At 62.6% G+C, this 18,711-nt stretch carries 18 protein-coding genes; 15 read left to right on the forward strand and 3 right to left on the reverse strand.

Annotated elements, in window-relative coordinates; all coding sequences use genetic code 11:
- Entirely contained in the window at nucleotides 1-459 is a 459-nt protein-coding gene (locus tag VNM24_10120) for a DUF494 domain-containing protein (protein ID HWQ38946.1), read from the forward strand.
- A 90-nt stretch (nucleotides 460-549) separates the two neighbouring features.
- Entirely contained in the window at nucleotides 550-3,162 is a 2,613-nt protein-coding gene (gene topA / locus VNM24_10125; GenBank protein HWQ38947.1) for a type I DNA topoisomerase, read from the forward strand.
- 10 nt (nucleotides 3,163-3,172) lie between these two features.
- Here topA and gyrB read toward each other — a convergent pair whose 3' ends face one another.
- The 3 genes from gyrB to dnaA all read right to left on the reverse strand — a co-directional run bounded on the left by gyrB (nucleotide 3,173) and on the right by dnaA (nucleotide 8,201).
- On the reverse strand, nucleotides 3,173-5,569 hold the full coding sequence (gyrB, locus tag VNM24_10130) for a DNA topoisomerase (ATP-hydrolyzing) subunit B (GenBank protein ID HWQ38948.1): 2,397 nt from the start codon (nucleotides 5,567-5,569) through the stop codon (nucleotides 3,173-3,175).
- 15 nt (nucleotides 5,570-5,584) lie between these two features.
- The gene (gene dnaN, locus VNM24_10135) at nucleotides 5,585-6,691 is read right to left on the reverse strand and encodes a DNA polymerase III subunit beta (protein HWQ38949.1); all 1,107 of its coding nucleotides are present in this window, start codon (nucleotides 6,689-6,691) and stop codon (nucleotides 5,585-5,587) included.
- Between the two features lie 184 nt (nucleotides 6,692-6,875).
- Nucleotides 6,876-8,201 (reverse strand): chromosomal replication initiator protein DnaA, encoded by a 1,326-nt coding sequence (gene dnaA / locus VNM24_10140; GenBank protein HWQ38950.1) that lies wholly within the window; start codon nucleotides 8,199-8,201, stop codon nucleotides 6,876-6,878.
- 174 nt (nucleotides 8,202-8,375) lie between these two features.
- Between dnaA and rpmH the strand changes: the two genes are divergently transcribed.
- The 13 genes from rpmH (at nucleotide 8,376) to atpE (ending at nucleotide 18,676) form a co-directional block, all read left to right on the forward strand.
- A complete protein-coding gene (rpmH, locus tag VNM24_10145; GenBank protein ID HWQ38951.1) occupies nucleotides 8,376-8,510 on the forward strand; it encodes a 50S ribosomal protein L34 in 135 nt (44 codons plus the stop codon).
- Complete coding sequence (locus tag VNM24_10150; protein ID HWQ38952.1) at nucleotides 8,507-8,854, forward strand: ribonuclease P protein component; 348 nt, start codon at nucleotides 8,507-8,509, stop codon at nucleotides 8,852-8,854. Before rpmH ends, VNM24_10150 begins: the two co-directional genes overlap by 4 nt.
- Nucleotides 8,848-9,060 (forward strand): membrane protein insertion efficiency factor YidD, encoded by a 213-nt coding sequence (gene yidD / locus VNM24_10155; protein ID HWQ38953.1) that lies wholly within the window; start codon nucleotides 8,848-8,850, stop codon nucleotides 9,058-9,060. The genes VNM24_10150 and yidD overlap by 7 nt, the downstream gene beginning before the upstream one ends.
- Before the next feature lie 11 nt (nucleotides 9,061-9,071).
- Nucleotides 9,072-10,712 carry a membrane protein insertase YidC gene (gene yidC / locus VNM24_10160; GenBank protein ID HWQ38954.1) on the forward strand — a complete coding sequence of 547 codons (1,641 nt, stop codon included), beginning with the start codon at nucleotides 9,072-9,074 and terminating at the stop codon, nucleotides 10,710-10,712.
- Complete coding sequence (gene mnmE / locus VNM24_10165) at nucleotides 10,699-12,039, forward strand: tRNA uridine-5-carboxymethylaminomethyl(34) synthesis GTPase MnmE (GenBank protein ID HWQ38955.1); 1,341 nt, start codon at nucleotides 10,699-10,701, stop codon at nucleotides 12,037-12,039. Before yidC ends, mnmE begins: the two co-directional genes overlap by 14 nt.
- 3 nt (nucleotides 12,040-12,042) lie before the next feature.
- Complete coding sequence (locus VNM24_10170; protein ID HWQ38956.1) at nucleotides 12,043-12,795, forward strand: TSUP family transporter; 753 nt, start codon at nucleotides 12,043-12,045, stop codon at nucleotides 12,793-12,795.
- A 92-nt stretch (nucleotides 12,796-12,887) separates the two neighbouring features.
- On the forward strand, nucleotides 12,888-14,801 hold the full coding sequence (gene mnmG, locus VNM24_10175) for a tRNA uridine-5-carboxymethylaminomethyl(34) synthesis enzyme MnmG (GenBank protein HWQ38957.1): 1,914 nt from the start codon (nucleotides 12,888-12,890) through the stop codon (nucleotides 14,799-14,801).
- A complete protein-coding gene (rsmG, locus tag VNM24_10180; GenBank protein ID HWQ38958.1) occupies nucleotides 14,798-15,427 on the forward strand; it encodes a 16S rRNA (guanine(527)-N(7))-methyltransferase RsmG in 630 nt (209 codons plus the stop codon). The genes mnmG and rsmG overlap by 4 nt, the downstream gene beginning before the upstream one ends.
- Nucleotides 15,428-15,429: 2 nt before the next feature.
- On the forward strand, nucleotides 15,430-16,194 hold the full coding sequence (locus tag VNM24_10185; GenBank protein ID HWQ38959.1) for an AAA family ATPase: 765 nt from the start codon (nucleotides 15,430-15,432) through the stop codon (nucleotides 16,192-16,194).
- Nucleotides 16,191-17,051, forward strand: coding sequence for a ParB/RepB/Spo0J family partition protein (locus VNM24_10190; GenBank protein HWQ38960.1), 861 nt, complete (start codon nucleotides 16,191-16,193; stop codon nucleotides 17,049-17,051). Before VNM24_10185 ends, VNM24_10190 begins: the two co-directional genes overlap by 4 nt.
- Before the next feature lie 124 nt (nucleotides 17,052-17,175).
- Nucleotides 17,176-17,535, forward strand: coding sequence for an ATP synthase subunit I (locus VNM24_10195; protein HWQ38961.1), 360 nt, complete (start codon nucleotides 17,176-17,178; stop codon nucleotides 17,533-17,535).
- A gap of 11 nt (nucleotides 17,536-17,546) precedes the next feature.
- Entirely contained in the window at nucleotides 17,547-18,341 is a 795-nt protein-coding gene (gene atpB, locus VNM24_10200; GenBank protein HWQ38962.1) for a F0F1 ATP synthase subunit A, read from the forward strand.
- 59 nt (nucleotides 18,342-18,400) lie between these two features.
- Entirely contained in the window at nucleotides 18,401-18,676 is a 276-nt protein-coding gene (atpE, locus tag VNM24_10205; protein HWQ38963.1) for a F0F1 ATP synthase subunit C, read from the forward strand.
- Nucleotides 18,677-18,711 lie beyond the last annotated feature (35 nt).

An 18,711-nucleotide genomic window follows, 5' to 3' on the forward strand; every position in this document is an offset into this window, starting at 1 on the left:
ATGTTCGACATCCTGGTGTACCTGATCGAAAACTATTTTCCGAACGGTGACTGTCCCGATGCCGAAACGCTTTCCAAGCGCCTGTGCGCCGCAGGTTTCGAAGAAGAAGACATCGCGGCCGCGCTGGCGTGGCTGAGCGGGCTCGAATCCCCGAATCGCGACGCAGACTGCGGCGAATTCGACAACAGCCGCGGCTTCCGCGTCTACACCGAGCAGGAGCTGGCGAGGACGACTCCGGAAGCGCGCGGGTTCCTGGTATTTCTTGAGAACTCGGGAATGCTCAGCGCGCCCCAGCGCGAGCTAATCATCGAGCGCGTGACCGCGCTGGAGGAGCCCGGCATCGGGCTGGAGAAGCTCAAGCTCGTCGCGCTGCTGGTGCTGTGGAATCAGAAACAAACGCTCGATCCGCTGGTCGTAGAAGAGCTGCTGGCAGGAACCGAGGAGCGGCAAGCAAACTGAAGACCTGCTGATGCGGGGTCTTGCGATCACGACTTGCCGCTCCCGCGGCAAGTTCTTATCATCTCGCCCTCTTTTTGCCCGGGCATCCACATGTCGCACAACGTAGTGATCGTCGAGTCGCCTTCGAAGGCCAAGACCTTGAAGAAATATCTGGGTCGTGGCTTCGACATCGTGGCGTCGTACGGGCACGTGCGGGATCTCGAGGCCAAGGAAGGTGCGGTCGATCCCGAACGCGGTTTCGAGATGAAGTACACGCTGGTCGAGAGAAACCAGAAGCACGTCGACGCGATTGCCAAGGCAGTGGCCAAGGCCTCCGATGTCTATCTCGCGACCGACCCCGATCGCGAAGGCGAAGCCATCGCATGGCACCTGGCCGAGATCCTGAAGAGCCGCAAACTGCTCAAGAACAAGAAGCTGCACCGCGTCGTGTTCTACGAGATCACCGAATCCGCGGTGAAGGAGGCGGTAAGGCACCCGCGCCACATCTCCATGCCGCTGGTGAACGCGCAGCAGGCGCGCCGCGCGCTCGACCACCTGGTCGGCTTCAACCTCTCTCCGCTGCTGTGGAAGAAGATCGGGCCCAGCCTTTCCGCCGGCCGCGTCCAGAGTCCCGCGCTGCGCCTGATCGTCGAGCGCGAGCAGGAGATCGAGAACTTCCGGAAGCAGGAGTACTGGACGATTCACCTGGACACGCACAAGGGACGGCACGCGTTCAGCGCCCGCCTGTACCAGTACAAGGGCGAGAAAGTCGAGCAGTTCTTCGTGCGCAGCGAGGCGGCGCATCGCAAGCTGATCGCAGATCTGGACAAGCTCGCCAAGGGCTCGGTCACGGTCGCGCGGGTCGAGCGCAAGCCCAAGTCGCGCCAGCCGGCGCCGCCGTTCACCACGTCGACGCTGCAGCAGGAGGCCGTCCGCAAGCTCGGCATGACGACCCAGCGGACCATGCGCACCGCGCAGCAGCTCTACGAGGGTGTGGACATCGGCGGCACCACGGTCGGGCTGATCACTTACATGCGTACCGACTCGCTGGCGCTGGCGGACGAAGCGCTGCGCGAGATCAGGGACTACATCCACCGGCACTTCGCGCCCGACTACCTGCCCAAGGCGACAGTGCACTACCGCAACAAGTCCAAGAACGCTCAGGAAGCCCACGAGGCGATCCGACCCACTTCCATCTTCCGCACGCCCGAGATGGTGAGGGCTCATCTTTCCGCGGATCAGGCCGCTCTATATGAGATGATCTGGAAGCGCACCCTCGCCTGCCAGATGACCGCGGCGAAGTTCGACACGACCACGGTCGATCTCTCCGCGGGCCGAGACGACACGCTGTTCCGCGCCACCGGTCAGACGCTGGTGTTTCCCGGCTTCATCGCGGTTTACGCCGAAGACAGCGACGATGCGCAGCCGGAAGAAGAGGCCAAACTCCCGCCGCTTGAGGAGAAGGAGCGCCTGCCGGTGGACCGCCTGTTCGGCGAGCAGCATTTCACTCAGCCACCGCCGCGGTACACCGAGGCAAGCCTGGTCAAGACCCTGGAGGAGTACGGCATCGGCCGGCCCTCGACCTACGCCACGATCATTTCCACGCTGCAGGAACGGGGCTACGCGATTCTGGACAAGAAGCGCTTCGTGCCGACCGACATCGGCCGGCTGGTCAACGCGTTTCTCACCTCGCACTTTCACCACTACGTGGACTACGGCTTCACCGCCAATCTCGAGGAAGAACTCGACGAGATCTCCAACGGCTCGCTGGAATGGATCAAGGTGCTGGAGGAATTCTGGGCCGACTTCTCCGCCGAGCTGGACCACAAGGAGCAGGTATTCCGAGGCGTGCCGATTCCCGAGGCCACACCTCGCGTGAGCACATGGAGCGACTATTCCAAAGGGCTGCTCGATCCGGCGTGGCAGGAACGAGGTCGGCCACCGGAGAAGTGCCCCAAATGTGGCAGGGCCGTGCTGCTCCAGAACAGCAGCCGCGGATTGTTCGTCGGTTGCAGCGGCTATCCTGAATGCGACTACACGCGCCCCTGGGGCGGTGGCGCGGCGGGCCCTGTGGTTCTAGGCAAGGATCCCGTCTCGGGCAAGGACCTGTTGCTGCTCAAGGGTCCCTACGGTCATTACGTGCAAGTGGGACAAAGCGCGCAAGGCGCTGCCGAAAAGCCCAAGCGCGCCGCCTGGCCCAAGAACGTGCCCGTTCCCTCCGCCGCCACGCCCGAGGCGTTGGAGGTCGCCTTGAAAGCGCTATCGCTGCCCCGCCAGCTCGGCCTGCACCCGGCAACCGGTAAACCGGTCGAGGCCAACGTCGGTCGCTTCGGGCCCTACGTGAAGCACGACGGAAGTTTCAAGTCGATTCCCAAGAGCGAAAACGTGTTCTCGATCACGCTGGAGCGCGCCCTGGAGCTGTTGGCCGAGAGCAAGGCCACGGGCGGCCGCGCGGGCCGGAGGCTCGGCGTGCACCCTGCGGATCAGCGGCCGGTCAGCCTGCACAGCGGGCGCTATGGGCCCTACGTCAGACATGGCTCGGTCAACGCCACGCTGCCTCGAGACGTGGACCCGGAAAAGCTCACCCTCGAGCAAGCCGTGGAGATTCTCGCCGCAAAGACGCAACGAGCGTCGAGCCAAGCCGCGGCCGGCAAGCGAGAGAAAGCCACAGCGGCGAAGCCGCCATCCCGAAGCGCCAAGGCCGCGTCGAAACGTGCAGGCTAGCCCGCACGCTTCAGACGTCCAGATTTCGCACCCCGAGCGCGTTGCTTTCGATGAAAGCGCGGCGCGGTTCGACCAGATCGCCCATTAAAGTCGTGAAGATCTCATCGGCCGCGATGGCGTCCTCGATCTGCGTTTTCAGCAAGCGCCGTGAGGCCGGATCCATGGTCGTTTCCCACAGCTGCTCGGGGTTCATTTCTCCCAGTCCCTTGTAGCGCTGGATCGAGATGCCCTTCTTCACTTCCTCTAGCAACCAGTCCAGCGCCTGCTTGAAGTCGCTCACCGCGCGCTCCTGATCACCCCGCTTGACGTAGGCGCCCTCGCGGACCAGGCCGTGCAGCACCTGGGCGGTCTGACGGATTTGCGCGTAGTCTCCGGTATCCAGAAAGTCGTTGTCGAGGTAGGTGGTGCGCAGATTGCCATGCTGCATGCGCTTGATCGCGAGCAGGTGCGCTTCGTTCCTGGCATCGAAGTGGGGCTCGACGACAATGCCCTCGTTCGCGCAGGCCGCTGACAGGTAGCGCGCCGCAGCGGCGGCGCTCTCCGCGTCACGCAGGCTGACGTCGGGATTGCGCAGCAGGGCATTCAATATCGCGGGATCGATCCGCCGCCCCACGCGCTCGATGACGGCCTCCGCGAGAATGTAGGACCTCGCCACTTCCTCGAGCGCTTCGCGCGCGAGCGCCGGGCGCCCTTCTCCGGGGTGCAGCTCGGCATCCTTTAGTGCCAGGCGCAGCAGGAACTCCTTCAGCTCGTGATCGTCCTTGAGGTAGCGCTCTTCCTTTCCGTGCTTGACCTTGTAGAGCGGCGGCTGGGCGATGTAGACGTGGCCGCGCTCGATCAGGTCCGGCATCTGACGGTAGAAGAAGGTCAGCAGCAGCGTCCGGATGTGCGAGCCGTCCACGTCCGCGTCGGTCATGATGATGATGCGGTGATAGCGCAGCTTCTCGGGCTTGTAGTCCTCCTTGCCGATGCCGGTACCGAGCGCTGTGATGAGCGCGGCGATCTCCTGCGAGGACAGCAGCTTCTCGAAACGCGCCTTCTCGACGTTCAGGATCTTGCCCTTGAGCGGGAGGATCGCCTGGAACTTGCGGTCCCGCCCCTGTTTCGCGGAGCCGCCGGCGGAGTCCCCTTCGACCAGATAGAGTTCGCACAGCGCCGGATCCTTCTCCTGACAGTCGGCCAGCTTTCCGGGCAGGCCGAAGCCGTCCAGCACACCCTTGCGACGCGTCATTTCGCGCGCTTTGCGCGCCGCTTCGCGCGCCCGTGCCGCCTCGATGATCTTGCTGACGATGATCTTGGCGTCCACCGGCTTTTCCAGCAACCATGCGCCCAGCCTTTCTGAGATCGCGTCCTCGACCACCGGGCGTACCTCCGAGGAGACCAGCTTGTCCTTGGTTTGCGAGGAGAACTTCGGATCCGGAAGCTTCACCGACAGCACACAGGTCAGGCCCTCGCGCATGTCGTCGCCCGTGGTTTCAACCTTCGCTTTTTTTGCCAGCTCGTTCGCCTCGATGTACTGATTCAGCGTGCGCGTCATGGCGTTGCGCAGCGCTGTGAGGTGCGTCCCGCCGTCGCGCTGTGGGATGTTGTTGGTGAAACAGAGCACCTGCTCCTGATAGGAGTCGTTCCACTGCATTGCCACTTCGACGGTGATCCCTTCGCGCTCGTAGACCGTGTGGAAGATGTTCGGATGCAGAACGTTCTTGGTCCGGTTGATGTATTCGACGAATCCCCTGACGCCGCCGGCGAGCTCGAACACTTCCTCCTTGCCGCTGCGCTGATCTTGCAACTCGATGCGTACGCCATTGTTCAGAAACGACAGCTCGCGCAGCCTTTTGGCCAGAATGTCGTAATGCAGCTCGATGTTTCCGAACACCGCCTTGCTGGGCAGGAAGTGCACTTCGGTGCCGCGCCTTTCCGTCTGGCCCACCTGGCGCAGCGGAGCGACGGGGTCGCCATTGCGAAACTCGATGAAGTGCACCGCACCGTCGCGCCGGATGGTGAGCTTCAGCCACTCGGAGAGTGCGTTCACCACGGAGACGCCCACGCCGTGCAGGCCGCCGGATATTTTGTAGGAGTTGCCGTCGAACTTGCCGCCCGCGTGCAGCACGGTCATGACGATCTCGGCCGTGGATCGACCCAGCTCGTCCTCGGGGTGCACGTCGGTCGGGATGCCACGCCCATTGTCGATGACGCTGACCGAGTTGTCGCTGTGCAGGATCACCTTGATCTCGTCGCAGTATCCGGCCAGCGCTTCGTCGATCGAATTGTCCAGCACCTCGAAGACCATGTGATGCAGGCCGGTACCGTCGCCGGTGTCGCCGATGTACATGCCCGGGCGCTTGCGGACCGCTTCCAGTCCTTTCAGGACCTTGATGCTGTCCGCGTTGTAATCGCTCTCCGCCATTGTTGAGTTCCAGTCCTAGATGCGCATCGGCATCACCACATACTTGAAGTTCTTGTCGCCAGGCACCGTCATTAGCATGCTGCTGTTGGCATCGCCAAGCGCGCAGTCCACCTGCTCGACGCCGAGGTTGTTCAGCACGTCCAGCAGATAGGTAATGTTGAACCCGATGTCCAGCGGTTCGGACGCGTACTCGACTTCCAGTTCCTCTTCCGCTTCTTCCTGCTCGGCATTGGTGCAGACGATCTTTAGGCTATTCGCGGTGAGAACCCAGCGCACGCCACGAAACTTCTCGTTGGAGAGAATCGCGGCTCTCTGAAGCGACTGCTGCAGCAGGCTGCGCGAAATGGTCAGATGCTTCTTGTAGTTGCTGGGAATGACGCGCGTGTAGTCCGGGAACTTCCCATCGATAACCTTCGATACCAGGTCTATCCCGCCGAACAGGAAGCGCGCCTGCGCGGCCGACAGCTGCATCCGGATGGGATCCTCGGAATCGGCTAGCAGCTTCACCAGTTCGAGCACCGCCTTGCGCGGAACGATAACCTCGATTCTGGGATAGCTCTTGTCGAGATTGTTCACGGCATATGCAAGCCGGTGTCCGTCGGTCGCGACCATGGTGAGCTGCTTGTCATCGACGAGGATCAGCAGCCCGTTCAGATAGTAGCGGATATCCTGCTGGGCCATTGCGTACTGAACGAGGTGCAACATCGATCTGAGCTGGCGCTGCGGCAGCTCGATCGAAGTCGCGTCATTCGTCGTGTCGCTCATGCGCGGGAAGTCCTGTGCCGGAAGCGTCTGCAAGTGGAACCGGCTCCTTCCTGCCTTGAGAACCAGTTTGCCGTTCTGTGCATCGAACGTCACGACGCTCTTTTCGGGCAGGGAGCGCAAGATATCCTGCAGCTTCCGCGCCGAGACTGTCACGGCGTGCTGAACATCCGTACGTTCGGCCGCCGCCTGGGTAGCGACCTGGATTTCGAGGTCGGTAGCCATAAGCTTGACGGCCCCTGAATCGGTCTCCAGAAGAACGTTGGACAAAATGGGGAGAGTGTGGCGCCGCTCGACGATTCCAGAGACGGCCTGCAGAGGTTTCAGGAGCGTGTCTCTTTCAATGTCCAGAAGTTTCATTTGTAAATAGTGGTAAGACTAGAACCAGCGTTGAAATGCGAGCGAACCGGTTTTTGACAAAGCGCCCAGTGGGTTAACAAGCATCGATGCAGCGGGACAGTCGTGTACTGAATGTGGACAGCCTGTTGACGGAAGACCCAGAGTTTGTCCGAAGACGAACGATGCACAGGTTGTACACAGCTTGTCAGCTTCTCAGCGCCTGCAGTAGTGCTTCGAAATCGCGCGACACATCAGGATTGGAGTTGCGCAGCTCGGCGATCTTTCGGCAAGCATGCAACACCGTGGTATGGTCGCGTCCCCCAAACGCATCCCCGATATCCGGCAGGCTCAGGGAAGTCAGTTCCTTGGCCAGGGCCATGGCCATCTGGCGCGGCCTGGCCACGGTACGGGAACGCTTCTTGGAATACATGTCCGAGACCTTGATCTTGAAGTAATCGGCCACGATGCGCTGGATGTTCTCCACCGAAACCTGGCGGATCTGGACAGCGAGCAGATCGCGCAACGCTTCACGGGCCAGTTCGACCGTGATTGCGGCGTTGGCGAACTTGGCATAGGCGAGCACGCGCTTCAAAGCGCCTTCCAGCTCGCGCACGTTGGACTGGATGTGATTGGCGATGAAGAACGCGACGTCTTCGGGCAGGCGCACGCGTTCAGCGTCGGCCTTCTTGAGCAGAATCGCCACACGCATTTCCAGCTCCGGCGGCTCGATGGCCACCGTCAATCCCCAGCCGAAACGCGAGATCAGTCGATCTTCCATTCCGGCGATTTCCTTGGGATAGCTGTCGCATGTGATCACTACCTGCTTGTGCGCCTCGATGAGCGCGTTGAAGGCGTAAAAGAACTCTTCCTGCGTGCGCGTCTTTCCGCTGAAGAACTGGATGTCGTCAATCAGCAGCACATCCAACGAGTGGTAATAGCGCTTGAAGCCGTCGAAGGCCTTGTGCTGATAAGCGCGGACGACATCCGAGACATATTGCTCCGCGTGAATGTAGCGGACTTTGGCGGCCGGGTTGCGCTCCTGCACGAGGTTGCCGATGGCCTGTATGAGGTGCGTCTTGCCCAAGCCGACGCCGCCATAGACGAACAGCGGGTTGTAGGCAATCCCGGGATGCTCCGCGACTTGCAGTGCGGCTGCCCGGGCGAGCTGGTTGGCCTTTCCCGTCACAAAGGAGTCGAAGGTGAAGATCGGGTTGAGACGGCTATGCTCCTTGACCTTTGGCTTTGCCGCAGGAGCCTGCACGGGCTCGCTTCCCAATTCCTGTACCGGAACGGCGGGTTCGCACAGCGAGAGGGAAATCTCCACTTCGCGATGCAGCAGTTCGGCCGACAGCCTGCGGATATCCTCGAGGTACTTGTCCTTTACCCACTCCAAGACGAAGCGGTTAGGCGCCGCGATGTGCACCGTTGCGCCTTCCACACGTGCCTGAAGCGGCTGAATCCATGTCCTGAACTGCTGCGCCGGGACGGCCTTTTCGAAGTGCCGGAGACAATGGGTCCAGAAACTGTCCATCAGCGCAAGCTTGGTTCCGGGAGGTGAGCTGCAGAGCGCAGCGGTGGCGAAAAACACTGCATTTTAGCAATGCGTGGCTCAGTTATCCACAGGGCCTTTAATGGATCTGCGATTGACAAGCAGCTAACAAATCCGTGTAATAGCGCGCTTTTTCAAGCGTTTTCGGAGCATCAAATGAAGCGCACCTATCAGCCCTCCGTGACCCGACGCAAGCGCCGCCATGGCTTCCTGGTCCGGATGCGCACCCGCGGAGGCCGTGCCGTGCTCAATGCCAGGCGGGCGAAGGGGCGCAGCCGCTTGGCGGTGTGAAGGACGATGCCGGGAAGCTGCCTCGCGGCGCGCGGCTCGATACTCCTGCGCAGTTTACCGGGTACTTTTCGCGCCGTTACCAGGGACACTGGTATCAGGTCCTGGCCAGACCGAACGGTAGACCGCAACCGGCCCGGCTCGGGTTGATCGTTGGGCGAAAGGTGGCGGCCCGGGCAGTGGACCGCTCGCTTGCTCGGCGGCTGGCCCGCGAAGCGTTTCGCAGGAAGCGCTCGCCGCTCGCTGGTCTGGACGTCGTAATACGGCTCGTCGCTCGCGTTGCGAACACCGAACGGCGCGCGGCAAGTCACGAGCTGCAAGAACTCCTTGCACGCCTTGGATCATGAAGCGGTTACTGCTGGCTTTGATTCGCGCTTATCAGTACTTGGGGAGTCCCTGGGTGGGGAACCAGTGCCGGTTCTACCCGACCTGTTCCGAGTATGCGCGCGAAGCGATCGGCCGCTACGGTGCCCTGCACGGCGGGCTGCTCGCAGCGCGGCGGCTGTTCCGCTGCCACCCGTGGTGCGAGGGCGGAGCAGACCCGGTGCCCTGAGAAGCGACACCATGGATAATCTTCGGATCTTCGCCGGCATTGTATTCGCCGTGTCGGTGTTCTTGCTGGTGGAGGCGTGGGTTCGGGAGCAGCAGCCGCAGCCGGGTCCGGCGCCCGCGCCGACGAGGCCCGCGGTATCGAGCCCACCACAGAGCACCCCGCCCCGGCCGGGGGAGCCGCCACCCGTCGCAGGGATTGTCGCCAAGCCGGCAGCGCCGACGAAGCCCATCACGGTCAAGACGGATCTGCTGATCGCGGAGATCGATCCACTGGGCGGCGTCCTGAGGCGTCTGGAGCTGTTGCAGCATCGGGACACGCTCGACAAGACCAAGAACTTCGTGCTCTTCGAGCAGTCCGCCGAGCGCACCTACATGGCTCAGACCGGTCTGATCGGTCCGGGACTGCCCAATCACACAACGCCGTACCGCGCGAGCGCGGAGAGCTATGAGCTGCACCCGGGCGAGGACCGGCTCGTGGTTACGCTTGCGGCAGAGACGGGCGACGCTTCCGTGGTGCAGCGCTACACGTTTCATCGCGCCAGCTACCTCGTGGACATCGAATACGAGCTGCGCAATCGCGGCAGCGCACCGCTGCAGCCCTACGCCTATTTCCAGCTCTTGCGAGACAGCAAGCCGCCGGCCGGCGACTCGAAGATGGTGCCGACCTTTACCGGCGCCGCCGTATATACGGAAGTCTCTAAATTCAAGAAAGTCGCCTTTGGGGACATGGACAAGGGAAAGGTGGACTACCCCAAGCAGGCCGACAACGGCTGGGCGGCGATCGTCCAGCATTATTTCGTGGCTGCGTGGTTGCCGGGCAAAGGCGTAGTACGGGAATTCTTCACCCGCGCGCTCGGTGGGGATCTGTATGCCGTCGGCGTCATCCTGCCGGTGGGCGAAATCGCCCCTGGCGCTGCTGCCAAGGTCGGCGCTCCCCTGTACGCGGGGCCGCAGGAGCAGGACAAGCTCGCGAAGCTCGCACCCGGTCTGGATCTGACGGTCGACTACGGCTGGCTGACCATCATCGCCGTGCCGATGTTCTGGTTGCTTGCCGCGATCCACAGATGGGTCGGCAACTGGGGCGTAGCCATCATTATCCTGACTGTGGTCATCAAGCTCCTCTTTTATCCGCTGTCGGCTGCGAGCTACAAGTCGATGGCGAAGATGCGCGTGCTGGCGCCCAAACTGCAAAAGCTCAAGGAACTGTACGGCGACGACCGACAGCGGATGCACCAGGCGATGGTGGAACTCTACAAGACGGAGAAGATCAACCCGCTCGGCGGCTGCCTGCCGATCCTGGTGCAGATCCCGTTCTTCATCGCTCTTTACTGGGTTTTGCTTGCGAGCGTCGAACTGCGCCACGCGCCTTTCGTGTGGTGGATCACGGACCTCTCGGCGAAGGATCCGTATTACGTGCTTCCGGTGCTGATGGGTTTGTCCATGATCGTGCAGACGCGGATGAACCCGGAGCCGCCCGACCCGGTGCAGGCCAAGGTCATGAAGATCATGCCGATCGTGTTCAGCGTGTTCTTCTTCTTCTTTCCGGCGGGACTGGTGCTGTACTGGCTCGTGAACAACCTGCTGTCCATTGCGCAGCAGTGGCAGATTACGCGGGCGATCGAGCGCGCCAAGCCCGCTGATGCCGCCCGCTGACACGATCGCCGCGATCGCAACTGCGCCGGGCCGCGCAGGGATCGGGGTGGTGCGTGTTTCAGGGCCTGCCGCGCGGACGATCGCCTCGGCACTGACGGGCGCCTTACTCGCTCCGCGGCGCGCCACGCTGGCGCGCTTCTCCGATGGCCACGGCGAGCTAATCGATCAAGGCATTGCGCTCTTCTTTCCGGCTCCCCATTCCTATACCGGCGAGGACGTCTTGGAGCTGCACGGTCACGGTGGACCGGCGATCCTCAGGCTCCTGCTGCACCGCTGCTTCGAGCTGGGAGCACGCCCCGCGCAGCCCGGCGAGTTCACGCTACGTGCGTTTTTCAACGGCAAGCTCGACCTTGCGCAAGCGGAGGCGGTGGCAGATCTGATCGACGCCAGCTCGGCAGCAGCCGCGCGGGGGGCGATGCGGTCACTCGCCGGAGCCTTCTCGAAACAGGTGCGGCAGCTGCGTGACGGTTTGCTCGAATTGCGCGCATTCGTCGAAGCAGTGCTGGATTTCCCGGAAGAGGACGTGGATCTGCTCGAGCGCGACGCGGCGCTTTCCCGACTGGAGGCGCTGCGCGCCCGGCTCGCCGAGATAATCAAGACCGCGAAGCAGGGAAACTTGCTGCGCGAGGGCGTGCGAACAGTACTGCTCGGACGACCCAATGTAGGGAAGTCCAGCCTCATGAATCTGCTGGCGCAAGAAGAAGTGTCGATCGTGACCGAAGTGCCCGGCACCACGCGCGATGCGCTCAGACGCGATTTGACGATCGAGGGGGTGCCGATTCACCTGGTCGATACCGCGGGATTGCGGGAGAGCGCCGACCTGGTCGAGCAACTGGGCGTGCAACGCTCGTGGGATGAAATCCGCCGAGCGGATTTGCTTCTGCATGTGTACGACGCCACGCACGCCATCGAGCCGGAAGACGAGGCGATTGAGCGCGCCCTTCCCAGAAGCGCTAGAAAGATCAGAGTCTTCAATAAGATAGATCTTCTTGGCGAGGTTCCGCGAGTGTCATCAGGCGACGCAGAAACACACATCTGGCTGTCGGCCAAGACCGGCGCCGGCGTCGAGCTGCTGCGGCGCGCGCTTCTCGAAGCGGTAGGCTGGCAAAACCTTGAGGAAGCCCCCTTCATGGCGCGCGAGCGCCATTTGGCGGCACTGGCGAAGGCCGAGAGCGCGCTAGTGCGGGCCTCGGCCGAGCTCCACCAGCTTGAGCTGTTGGCGGAGGAGCTGCGCCTTGCTCAGCTTGCGCTTGGCGAAATTACCGGGGAAGTTACTTCCGACGATCTGCTTGGCGAGATCTTCTCTCGTTTCTGCATCGGCAAGTAACGCATGGACGAGCTATTGCTCCTGTGCGGCTTCGCCTTCTTCGCCGGGCTGGTCGACGCGGTGGCCGGTGGTGGCGGGCTGATACAAGTGCCGGCGCTCTTCGCGCTGTTTCCAGCCGCTGAGCCCGCGATGCTGTTGGGCACAAACAAGGTCTCTTCCATCGCGGGTACAGCGGCAGCCGTTGTGCGCTACGCCCGCAATGTACCGATACCCTCACGCAGCCTGCGAAGCGCGGCCATCGGGGCCGCATTGGGCTCTGTTCTCGGGGCTTGGTCAATCAGCTATTTGCCGGCTGAAGCGGTGCGTGGCGTGGTGGTCCTGCTCCTGGTCTTGGTTGGTGGGTACGTCTGGATCCACGGCCGTTTCGGGCTGGCCCGCCAGGGACACTCCCAAGCCTGGCCGGGAGGCCAGGTGGCTTACTGCACGGGCTTGGGGTTCTATGATGGTTTTCTAGGTCCAGGCACGGGAAGCTTCCTCATCTTCGGGCTGGTGCGCTGGTTTCGCCACGATTTTCTTGAAGCCGCTTCGTATGCCAAGGTGATCAACCTGACAACGAACGCGGGTGCGCTGGGCTATTTTGCCGCTGCGGGCAAAGTGGACCTAGGCATCGGAATCCCGATGGCGGTGGCCAATCTCGTGGGCGGTTATCTCGGAGCGTCGGCTGCCGTTCGGCGTGGCGCCCCGTTTATCAGAAAGGTATTTCTGCTGGTCACGGCAGCGCTCATCGCCAAAATGGCCCTGGATTTGAGCGACTAGCTGCTGTTTCACGTGGAACAGGGGCGGTTGCGGTTTCACGTGAAACCGTCGCTCTGTGTTACCGCGACCCTTTCGGGTACCATTGCGCGGCCATGGATTACACGCGCGAGTTTGACGTCATTGTCGTCGGGGGCGGCCATGCCGGCACCGAGGCCGCATTGGCTGCGGCGAGGATGGGCTGCCGCACGCTGCTCATCACCCACAGCATCGAAACGCTCGGACAGATGTCCTGCAACCCGTCTATCGGCGGCATCGGAAAAGGCCATTTGGTCAAGGAGATCGATGCGCTTGGCGGCGTGATGGCCGAAGCGGCGGACGAGGCCGGCATCCAGTTCCGGATTCTCAATGCCAGCAAGGGTCCTGCGGTCCGCGCAACCCGGGCGCAGGCCGACCGCGTCCTCTATAAGCAGGCCATTCGGCGTCGTCTGGAGAACCAGCCTAACTTGGTCCTGTTCCAGCAGCCGGTGGACGATCTGAGCGTGGAAGGTGACCGCATCACAGGCGTCGTCACCCAGATCGGCCTCCGGTTCCGGGCGCGCGCGGTGGTGCTGACGACCGGGACCTTTCTGTCCGGACTGATTCACGTCGGGCTTCAGAATTATCAGGCGGGACGCGCCGGGGAGCCGGCTTCGGTCAATCTCTCACGGCGGTTGCGCGAACTTCGGTTGGCAGTGGGGCGGTTGAAGACCGGTACTCCACCGCGGCTTGACGGGCGAACCATTGACTTCACGGTGATGGAAGAACAACCGGGCGACGTCCCGGCCCCCGTATTCTCGTTCTTGGGCTCAGCCAGCCAGCATCCGCGGCAGGTCTCTTGTTGGATTACTCAGACCAACGAGCGCACTCACGAAATCATTCGCGCCAACCTCGACCGCTCGCCCATGTTTGCCGGCGTGATCGAAGGCATCGGTCCACGGTATTGCCCGTCAATCGAGGACAAGGTCACCCGGTTTGCACACAAGGCTTCTCATCAGATCTTTCTCGAGCCGGAAGGCTTGGAAACCAACGAGGTCTATCCAAACGGAATCTCGACCAGCCTCCCGTATGACGTGCAAGTCGAAATTGTTCGTTCGATCAAGGGCTTGGAGAACGCACATATCGTTCGACCCGGCTATGCAATCGAATACGACTATTTCGATCCGCGCGGTTTGAAGCCTTGGCTCGAAACCAAAGCCATTCGCGGCCTGTTCTTTGCCGGCCAGATCAATGGGACAACGGGTTACGAGGAAGCGGCTGCCCAAGGTCTGCTGGCGGGAATCAACGCTGCGCTGCAAGTCCGGGATTGGGCGCCGTGGTATCCACGGCGGGATGAAGCCTATCTCGGCGTGCTGGTCGACGACTTGGTCACCCGAGGAGTCAGCGAGCCATACCGAATGTTCACTAGCCGCGCCGAATATCGGCTGAGCCTGCGCGAGGACAATGCCGATCTTAGGCTGACTGAAATCGGGCGGACGCTGGGGCTGGTCAACGATGCCCGCTGGACGGCATTCGAACGCAAGCGCGAGGCCATCGAGCGCGAACTGGAGCGGCTCAAGACCACTTGGGTGCGTCCCCGGCTGCTCGACGCCGAACGGATGCGCTTCCTGTTCGGGCACGCGCTTGAACGCGAGCACACTGCCCAAGAGCTGCTGCGGCGACCGACGGTGCGCTATCGCGATCTGATGAGCATCGAGGGCGTGGGGCCGGGGTTGGCGGATCCTTCGGCCGCGGAGCAGGTCGAGATCCAAGTCAAGTATCAAGGGTACATCGAACGGCAGCGGGACGAAGTCCGGCGATTCGAGCAGCTCGAAAACCTCCGGCTTCCCGCGGACCTGGACTACCGTAGCGTGCGCGGCCTCTCGATCGAGGTTCAGCAGAAGTTGGAGCAGTATCGACCGGAGACACTCGGGCAGGCAGCGCGGATTTCCGGCGTAACGCCGGCAGCGATCTCACTGCTTCAAGTGCATCTGAAGCGCGGGCTCGTCGCGGCGCAACCACCGCTGCGGGCTCGAGCGGGCAGCGGTTGACTGCGCAGGCGCTGCGGTCCGGCGCGAGCGCCTTGGGGATTGCGCTCGGCGAGCGGGAAATCGCGACCTTGGTCGGCTACCTCGATCTGCTCGCGAAGTGGAATCGGGTCTATAACTTGACCGCGATTCGGGACCCGAGCCGATGGGTCGTGCTGCACCTTCTCGACAGCCTTGCGGTGGCTCCGCATCTGCCCGAAGGGCGCGTACTGGATGTCGGATCGGGAGCCGGCCTGCCGGGGATCCCACTGGCGGTGGTGAACCGTGCGCGTGGGGTGACGCTGCTCGACAGCAGCCACAAGAAGGGCGCGTTTTTGCGCCAAGCGGTGGGAGAGCTTGGGCTTACCAACGTCCGGGTCGAGATCACGCGTGTCGAGAACTATCAGCCCAAAGAGAAATTCGACGTCGTCATTTCACGTGCGTTTGCCGAGCTCGCGGATTTCGCTCGTTTCGCGCGGCGCCTGTGCGCGGCGGCCGGCCGGCTAATAGCGATGAAGGGCATCTATCCGCACGAGGAGCTGGCCCAGTTGCCGGCCGCCGCGATCGAGCGGGTTGAACGGCTGAGCGTTCCGGGGCTTGAGGCAGAGCGGCACTTGGTCGTCATCGATCCTTCGCGACTGCTCGAGTGATGATGGCGCGCATTCTGGCGGTGGCCAACCAGAAGGGCGGGGTCGGCAAGACCACGACGAGCATCAACCTGGCGGCGGGACTTGCGATGGCGGGGCGGCGGGTGCTGCTCATCGATCTCGACCCGCAGGGCAACGCCACAACGGGCAGCGGTGTGGACAAGCGCTCTCTGAGGGCCACCATCTACCAGGTGCTGCTGGGCACTGCATCGCTGGCCACGGTGCGCACGCGCAGCGCCTCAGGAGGGTACGACCTGATTCCTGCAAACCGCGACTTGGCAGGTGCCGAAGTCGAACTGGTGGAGCTTCCGGAGCGGGAGACCCGGCTCAAGCGCGCGCTCGACGCGGTGCGCAACCTGTACGATTACGTGCTGATCGATTGTCCTCCTGCACTCAACCTGCTCACCGTGAACGGTCTCACCGCCGCCCATGCGGTCATGATCCCGATGCAGTGCGAGTATTACGCGCTCGAAGGCTTGAGCGACCTAGTGCAGACGATCAAGAAAGTGCGCGCTCACCTGAATCCTGGTCTCGAGATCGAAGGGCTACTGCGCACCATGTACGACCCGCGCAACACGCTGTCGCAACAGGTTTCTGACCAGCTGCAGCAGCATTTCGGCGATAAGGTCTACCGTACCGTGATCCCGCGTAACGTGCGCCTGGCCGAAGCCCCGAGCCATGGTGTCCCCGCAATGACCTTTGATCGCCAGTCAAAAGGGGCACTGGCCTATCTGGCATTGGCCGGCGAGGTGCTCGGCAAGCGCACATGAAAGGGAACGCAATGGCAAAGCTGAAAGGACTGGGCCGCGGGCTCGATGCGCTGCTGGCCGGCGATGAGCCGCAGGCCGAAGACAAGGTGGGCGAACTGCCGATTGGCGCGCTGCGCCCAGGGCGCTACCAGCCGCGCACGCGCATGGACCCCGACTCCATCGCGGAACTGGCCGAGTCGATCAAGGCGCAGGGGTTGCTGCAGCCCATCCTGGTGCGGCCCGCGGACGATGGTCAGTACGAGATCATTGCCGGCGAGCGGCGCTGGCGCGCGGCCCAGCTCGCCGGACTGAGACAAGTTCCAGTCCTGATCCGAAACGTCGCGGACCGGGCGGCGCTGGCCATCGCGCTCATCGAAAATATTCAGCGCGAGAATCTCAATCCCCTGGAGGAAGCAGCCGGCCTGCAGCGGCTGCTCGACGAGTTTGGAATGACGCATGAAACGGCCGCGCAAGCGGTGGGCCGTTCCCGTTCTGCGGTGTCCAATCTGCTGCGTCTGCTCTCGTTGGCCAAGCCGGTGCAGGAGCTGTTGACGAGCGGGGCGCTCGACATGGGGCACGCCCGCGCGCTGCTCTCGCTCGCCCCGGCACGTCAGATCGAACTCGCACAACGGGTGGTGGCTCTGGGACTGTCGGTGCGCGAGACGGAGCAACTGGTCAACGAAGGTGTCTCCGTCGGCAAAAGGCACAAGCGCGTGGCGCGCAAGGACCGGGACATCGCAGCGCTGGAGGAGGAGCTATCCGAAGCGCTCGGGGCGAGGGTACGAATCGCGCACGGGAAGACCGGCCGCGGTCGCTTGATCATCGAATACGCGAGCCTCGACCAGCTGGACGGACTGTTGCAGAGGCTGCGGCGCTGATCATTCGTTCCGCAAGCCGGTGTTTCGTTGACACGCCGGCGACGGCAACAATAGAATTCCCGTCTTTTTGCGGGCGCTGCCGTTTCATCACAGCCGGCAAATGGTCTCCCACAGAAGAGGCCACGTGATTCGGGTGTTGCTGTCGATTCTGGGTCTGCAGGTCGCGGTGAGCCTGGCGCTGGGCGCAGCATTCCTCGCCACCCTGGGATTGCAGGCGGGCGTTTCGGCGTTGCTCGGCGGAGCAATCGCGGTAGTGCCTGCTGCCTACTCCGCTTGGTGCGTGATTCGTGCCCGCAACGCGTCCGCGCACAGCATACTGCGGGCGCACTATGCCGCCGAGTTCGGCAAACTCGCGCTGACGTTTGTCCTGTTCGGCGGGACTTTCGCGTTGGTAAGGGAAGTTTCTGCGTTGCCGTTGATTGCCGCGTACATCGCGACCCTGGCGGTGTACTGGGCGGCGCTGGTGATGGTTGACAGAGTCTGAAGATCGACAAGATGAGTACGCCCGAACAAGTCGCGCCCAGCTCGAGCGAGTACATCGTTCACCACCTCACCAATCTTCATGTCGGCCACGGTTTCTGGAGTCTGCACCTCGATACGCTGATCGTTTCCGGGGCGCTCGGGCTACTGGTGTTCGGGCTGATGTGGAGCGTGGCGCGGCGCGCGACCAGTGCGGTTCCGGGTGGCCTGCAGAACTTCTTCGAGATGGTCGTGTCGATGGTCGACGCTCAGGTCAAGGACACCTTTCACGCCAAGAGCGCCTTGGTCACCCCGCTGGCGATCACCATATTCATCTGGGTGTTCGTGATGAATGCGATGGACCTGATCCCGGTGGACTTCATCCCGATGGCCGTGCATGCCGCCGGGGTGGAGCATTTCAAGGTTGTCGCCACCACCGACCCCAATCTGACCTTCGCGATGTCGCTCACGGTCTTTGCGATCATGATCGCCTTCAACTTCAAGTACAAGGGCGTTGGCGGATTTCTCCACGAGGCCCTGACCGTGCCCTTCGGAAAGTGGCTGTTCCCGGTCAATCTGCTGTTCCGCATCATCGAGGACGTCGCCAAGCCGATTTCGCTGGCGCTGCGGTTGTTCGGCAACATGTACGCCGGAGAGATGGTTTTCATCCTGCTCGCGGTCTGGGCCGGCGCCGGCTGGCTGTGGTCGCCGTTCAGCGCCACGCTGAGCCTGGGCTGGGCGCTGTTTCACATCCTGATCATTACGCTGCAGGCTTTCGTGTTCATGATGCTCACCATCGTGTACATGAGCATGGCTGCCGAGCATCACTAGGCTTCGCGGATTCACTCACCTCTATCGATCATTCGTACCGCAATCTTTAGGAGAAGAAAATGGAAATCGCATCGGTTCTGGGCATGACGGCAATCGCGGTCGCGCTGCTGATCGGCATGGGCGCGCTGGGCACCGCGATCGGCTTCGGTATCCTCGGGGGGCGTTTCCTCGAAGGGTCTGCGCGCCAGCCGGAAATGATCCCGACGCTGCAGGTGAAGATGTTCATCGTGGCCGGCTTGCTCGACGCGGTGACGATGATCGGTGTGGGTATCGCGCTGTATCTGTTGTTCGCCAACCCGTTCATTGCGGCCGTGCAGCAGGCCATCGGCGGCTGAGCGTTTCTCATCATTACCCGGCTCGGGAGGCGAGC

It is taken from the genome of Burkholderiales bacterium (assembly GCA_035560005.1).
Taxonomy (GTDB): Bacteria; Pseudomonadota; Gammaproteobacteria; order Burkholderiales; family Eutrophovitaceae; genus DASRFY01.

Excerpts from the sequence above, each read along its gene's own strand:
- atpB (HWQ38962.1), top strand. The coding sequence starts at position 17,547 with ATGAGTACGCCCGAACAAGTCGCGCCCAGCTCGAGCGAGTACATCGTT.
- VNM24_10185 (HWQ38959.1), top strand. The coding sequence starts at position 15,430 with ATGGCGCGCATTCTGGCGGTGGCCAACCAGAAGGGCGGGGTCGGCAAG.
- atpE (HWQ38963.1), top strand. The coding sequence starts at position 18,401 with ATGGAAATCGCATCGGTTCTGGGCATGACGGCAATCGCGGTCGCGCTG.
- topA (HWQ38947.1), top strand. The coding sequence starts at position 550 with ATGTCGCACAACGTAGTGATCGTCGAGTCGCCTTCGAAGGCCAAGACC.
- dnaA (HWQ38950.1), bottom strand. The coding sequence starts at position 8,201 with ATGGACAGTTTCTGGACCCATTGTCTCCGGCACTTCGAAAAGGCCGTC.
- VNM24_10170 (HWQ38956.1), top strand. The coding sequence starts at position 12,043 with ATGGACGAGCTATTGCTCCTGTGCGGCTTCGCCTTCTTCGCCGGGCTG.
- gyrB (HWQ38948.1), bottom strand. The coding sequence starts at position 5,569 with ATGGCGGAGAGCGATTACAACGCGGACAGCATCAAGGTCCTGAAAGGA.
- rpmH (HWQ38951.1), top strand. The coding sequence starts at position 8,376 with ATGAAGCGCACCTATCAGCCCTCCGTGACCCGACGCAAGCGCCGCCAT.
- mnmG (HWQ38957.1), top strand. The coding sequence starts at position 12,888 with ATGGATTACACGCGCGAGTTTGACGTCATTGTCGTCGGGGGCGGCCAT.
- dnaN (HWQ38949.1), bottom strand. The coding sequence starts at position 6,691 with ATGAAACTTCTGGACATTGAAAGAGACACGCTCCTGAAACCTCTGCAG.
- VNM24_10190 (HWQ38960.1), top strand. The coding sequence starts at position 16,191 with ATGAAAGGGAACGCAATGGCAAAGCTGAAAGGACTGGGCCGCGGGCTC.
- VNM24_10120 (HWQ38946.1), top strand. The coding sequence starts at position 1 with ATGTTCGACATCCTGGTGTACCTGATCGAAAACTATTTTCCGAACGGT.
- yidC (HWQ38954.1), top strand. The coding sequence starts at position 9,072 with ATGGATAATCTTCGGATCTTCGCCGGCATTGTATTCGCCGTGTCGGTG.
- mnmE (HWQ38955.1), top strand. The coding sequence starts at position 10,699 with ATGCCGCCCGCTGACACGATCGCCGCGATCGCAACTGCGCCGGGCCGC.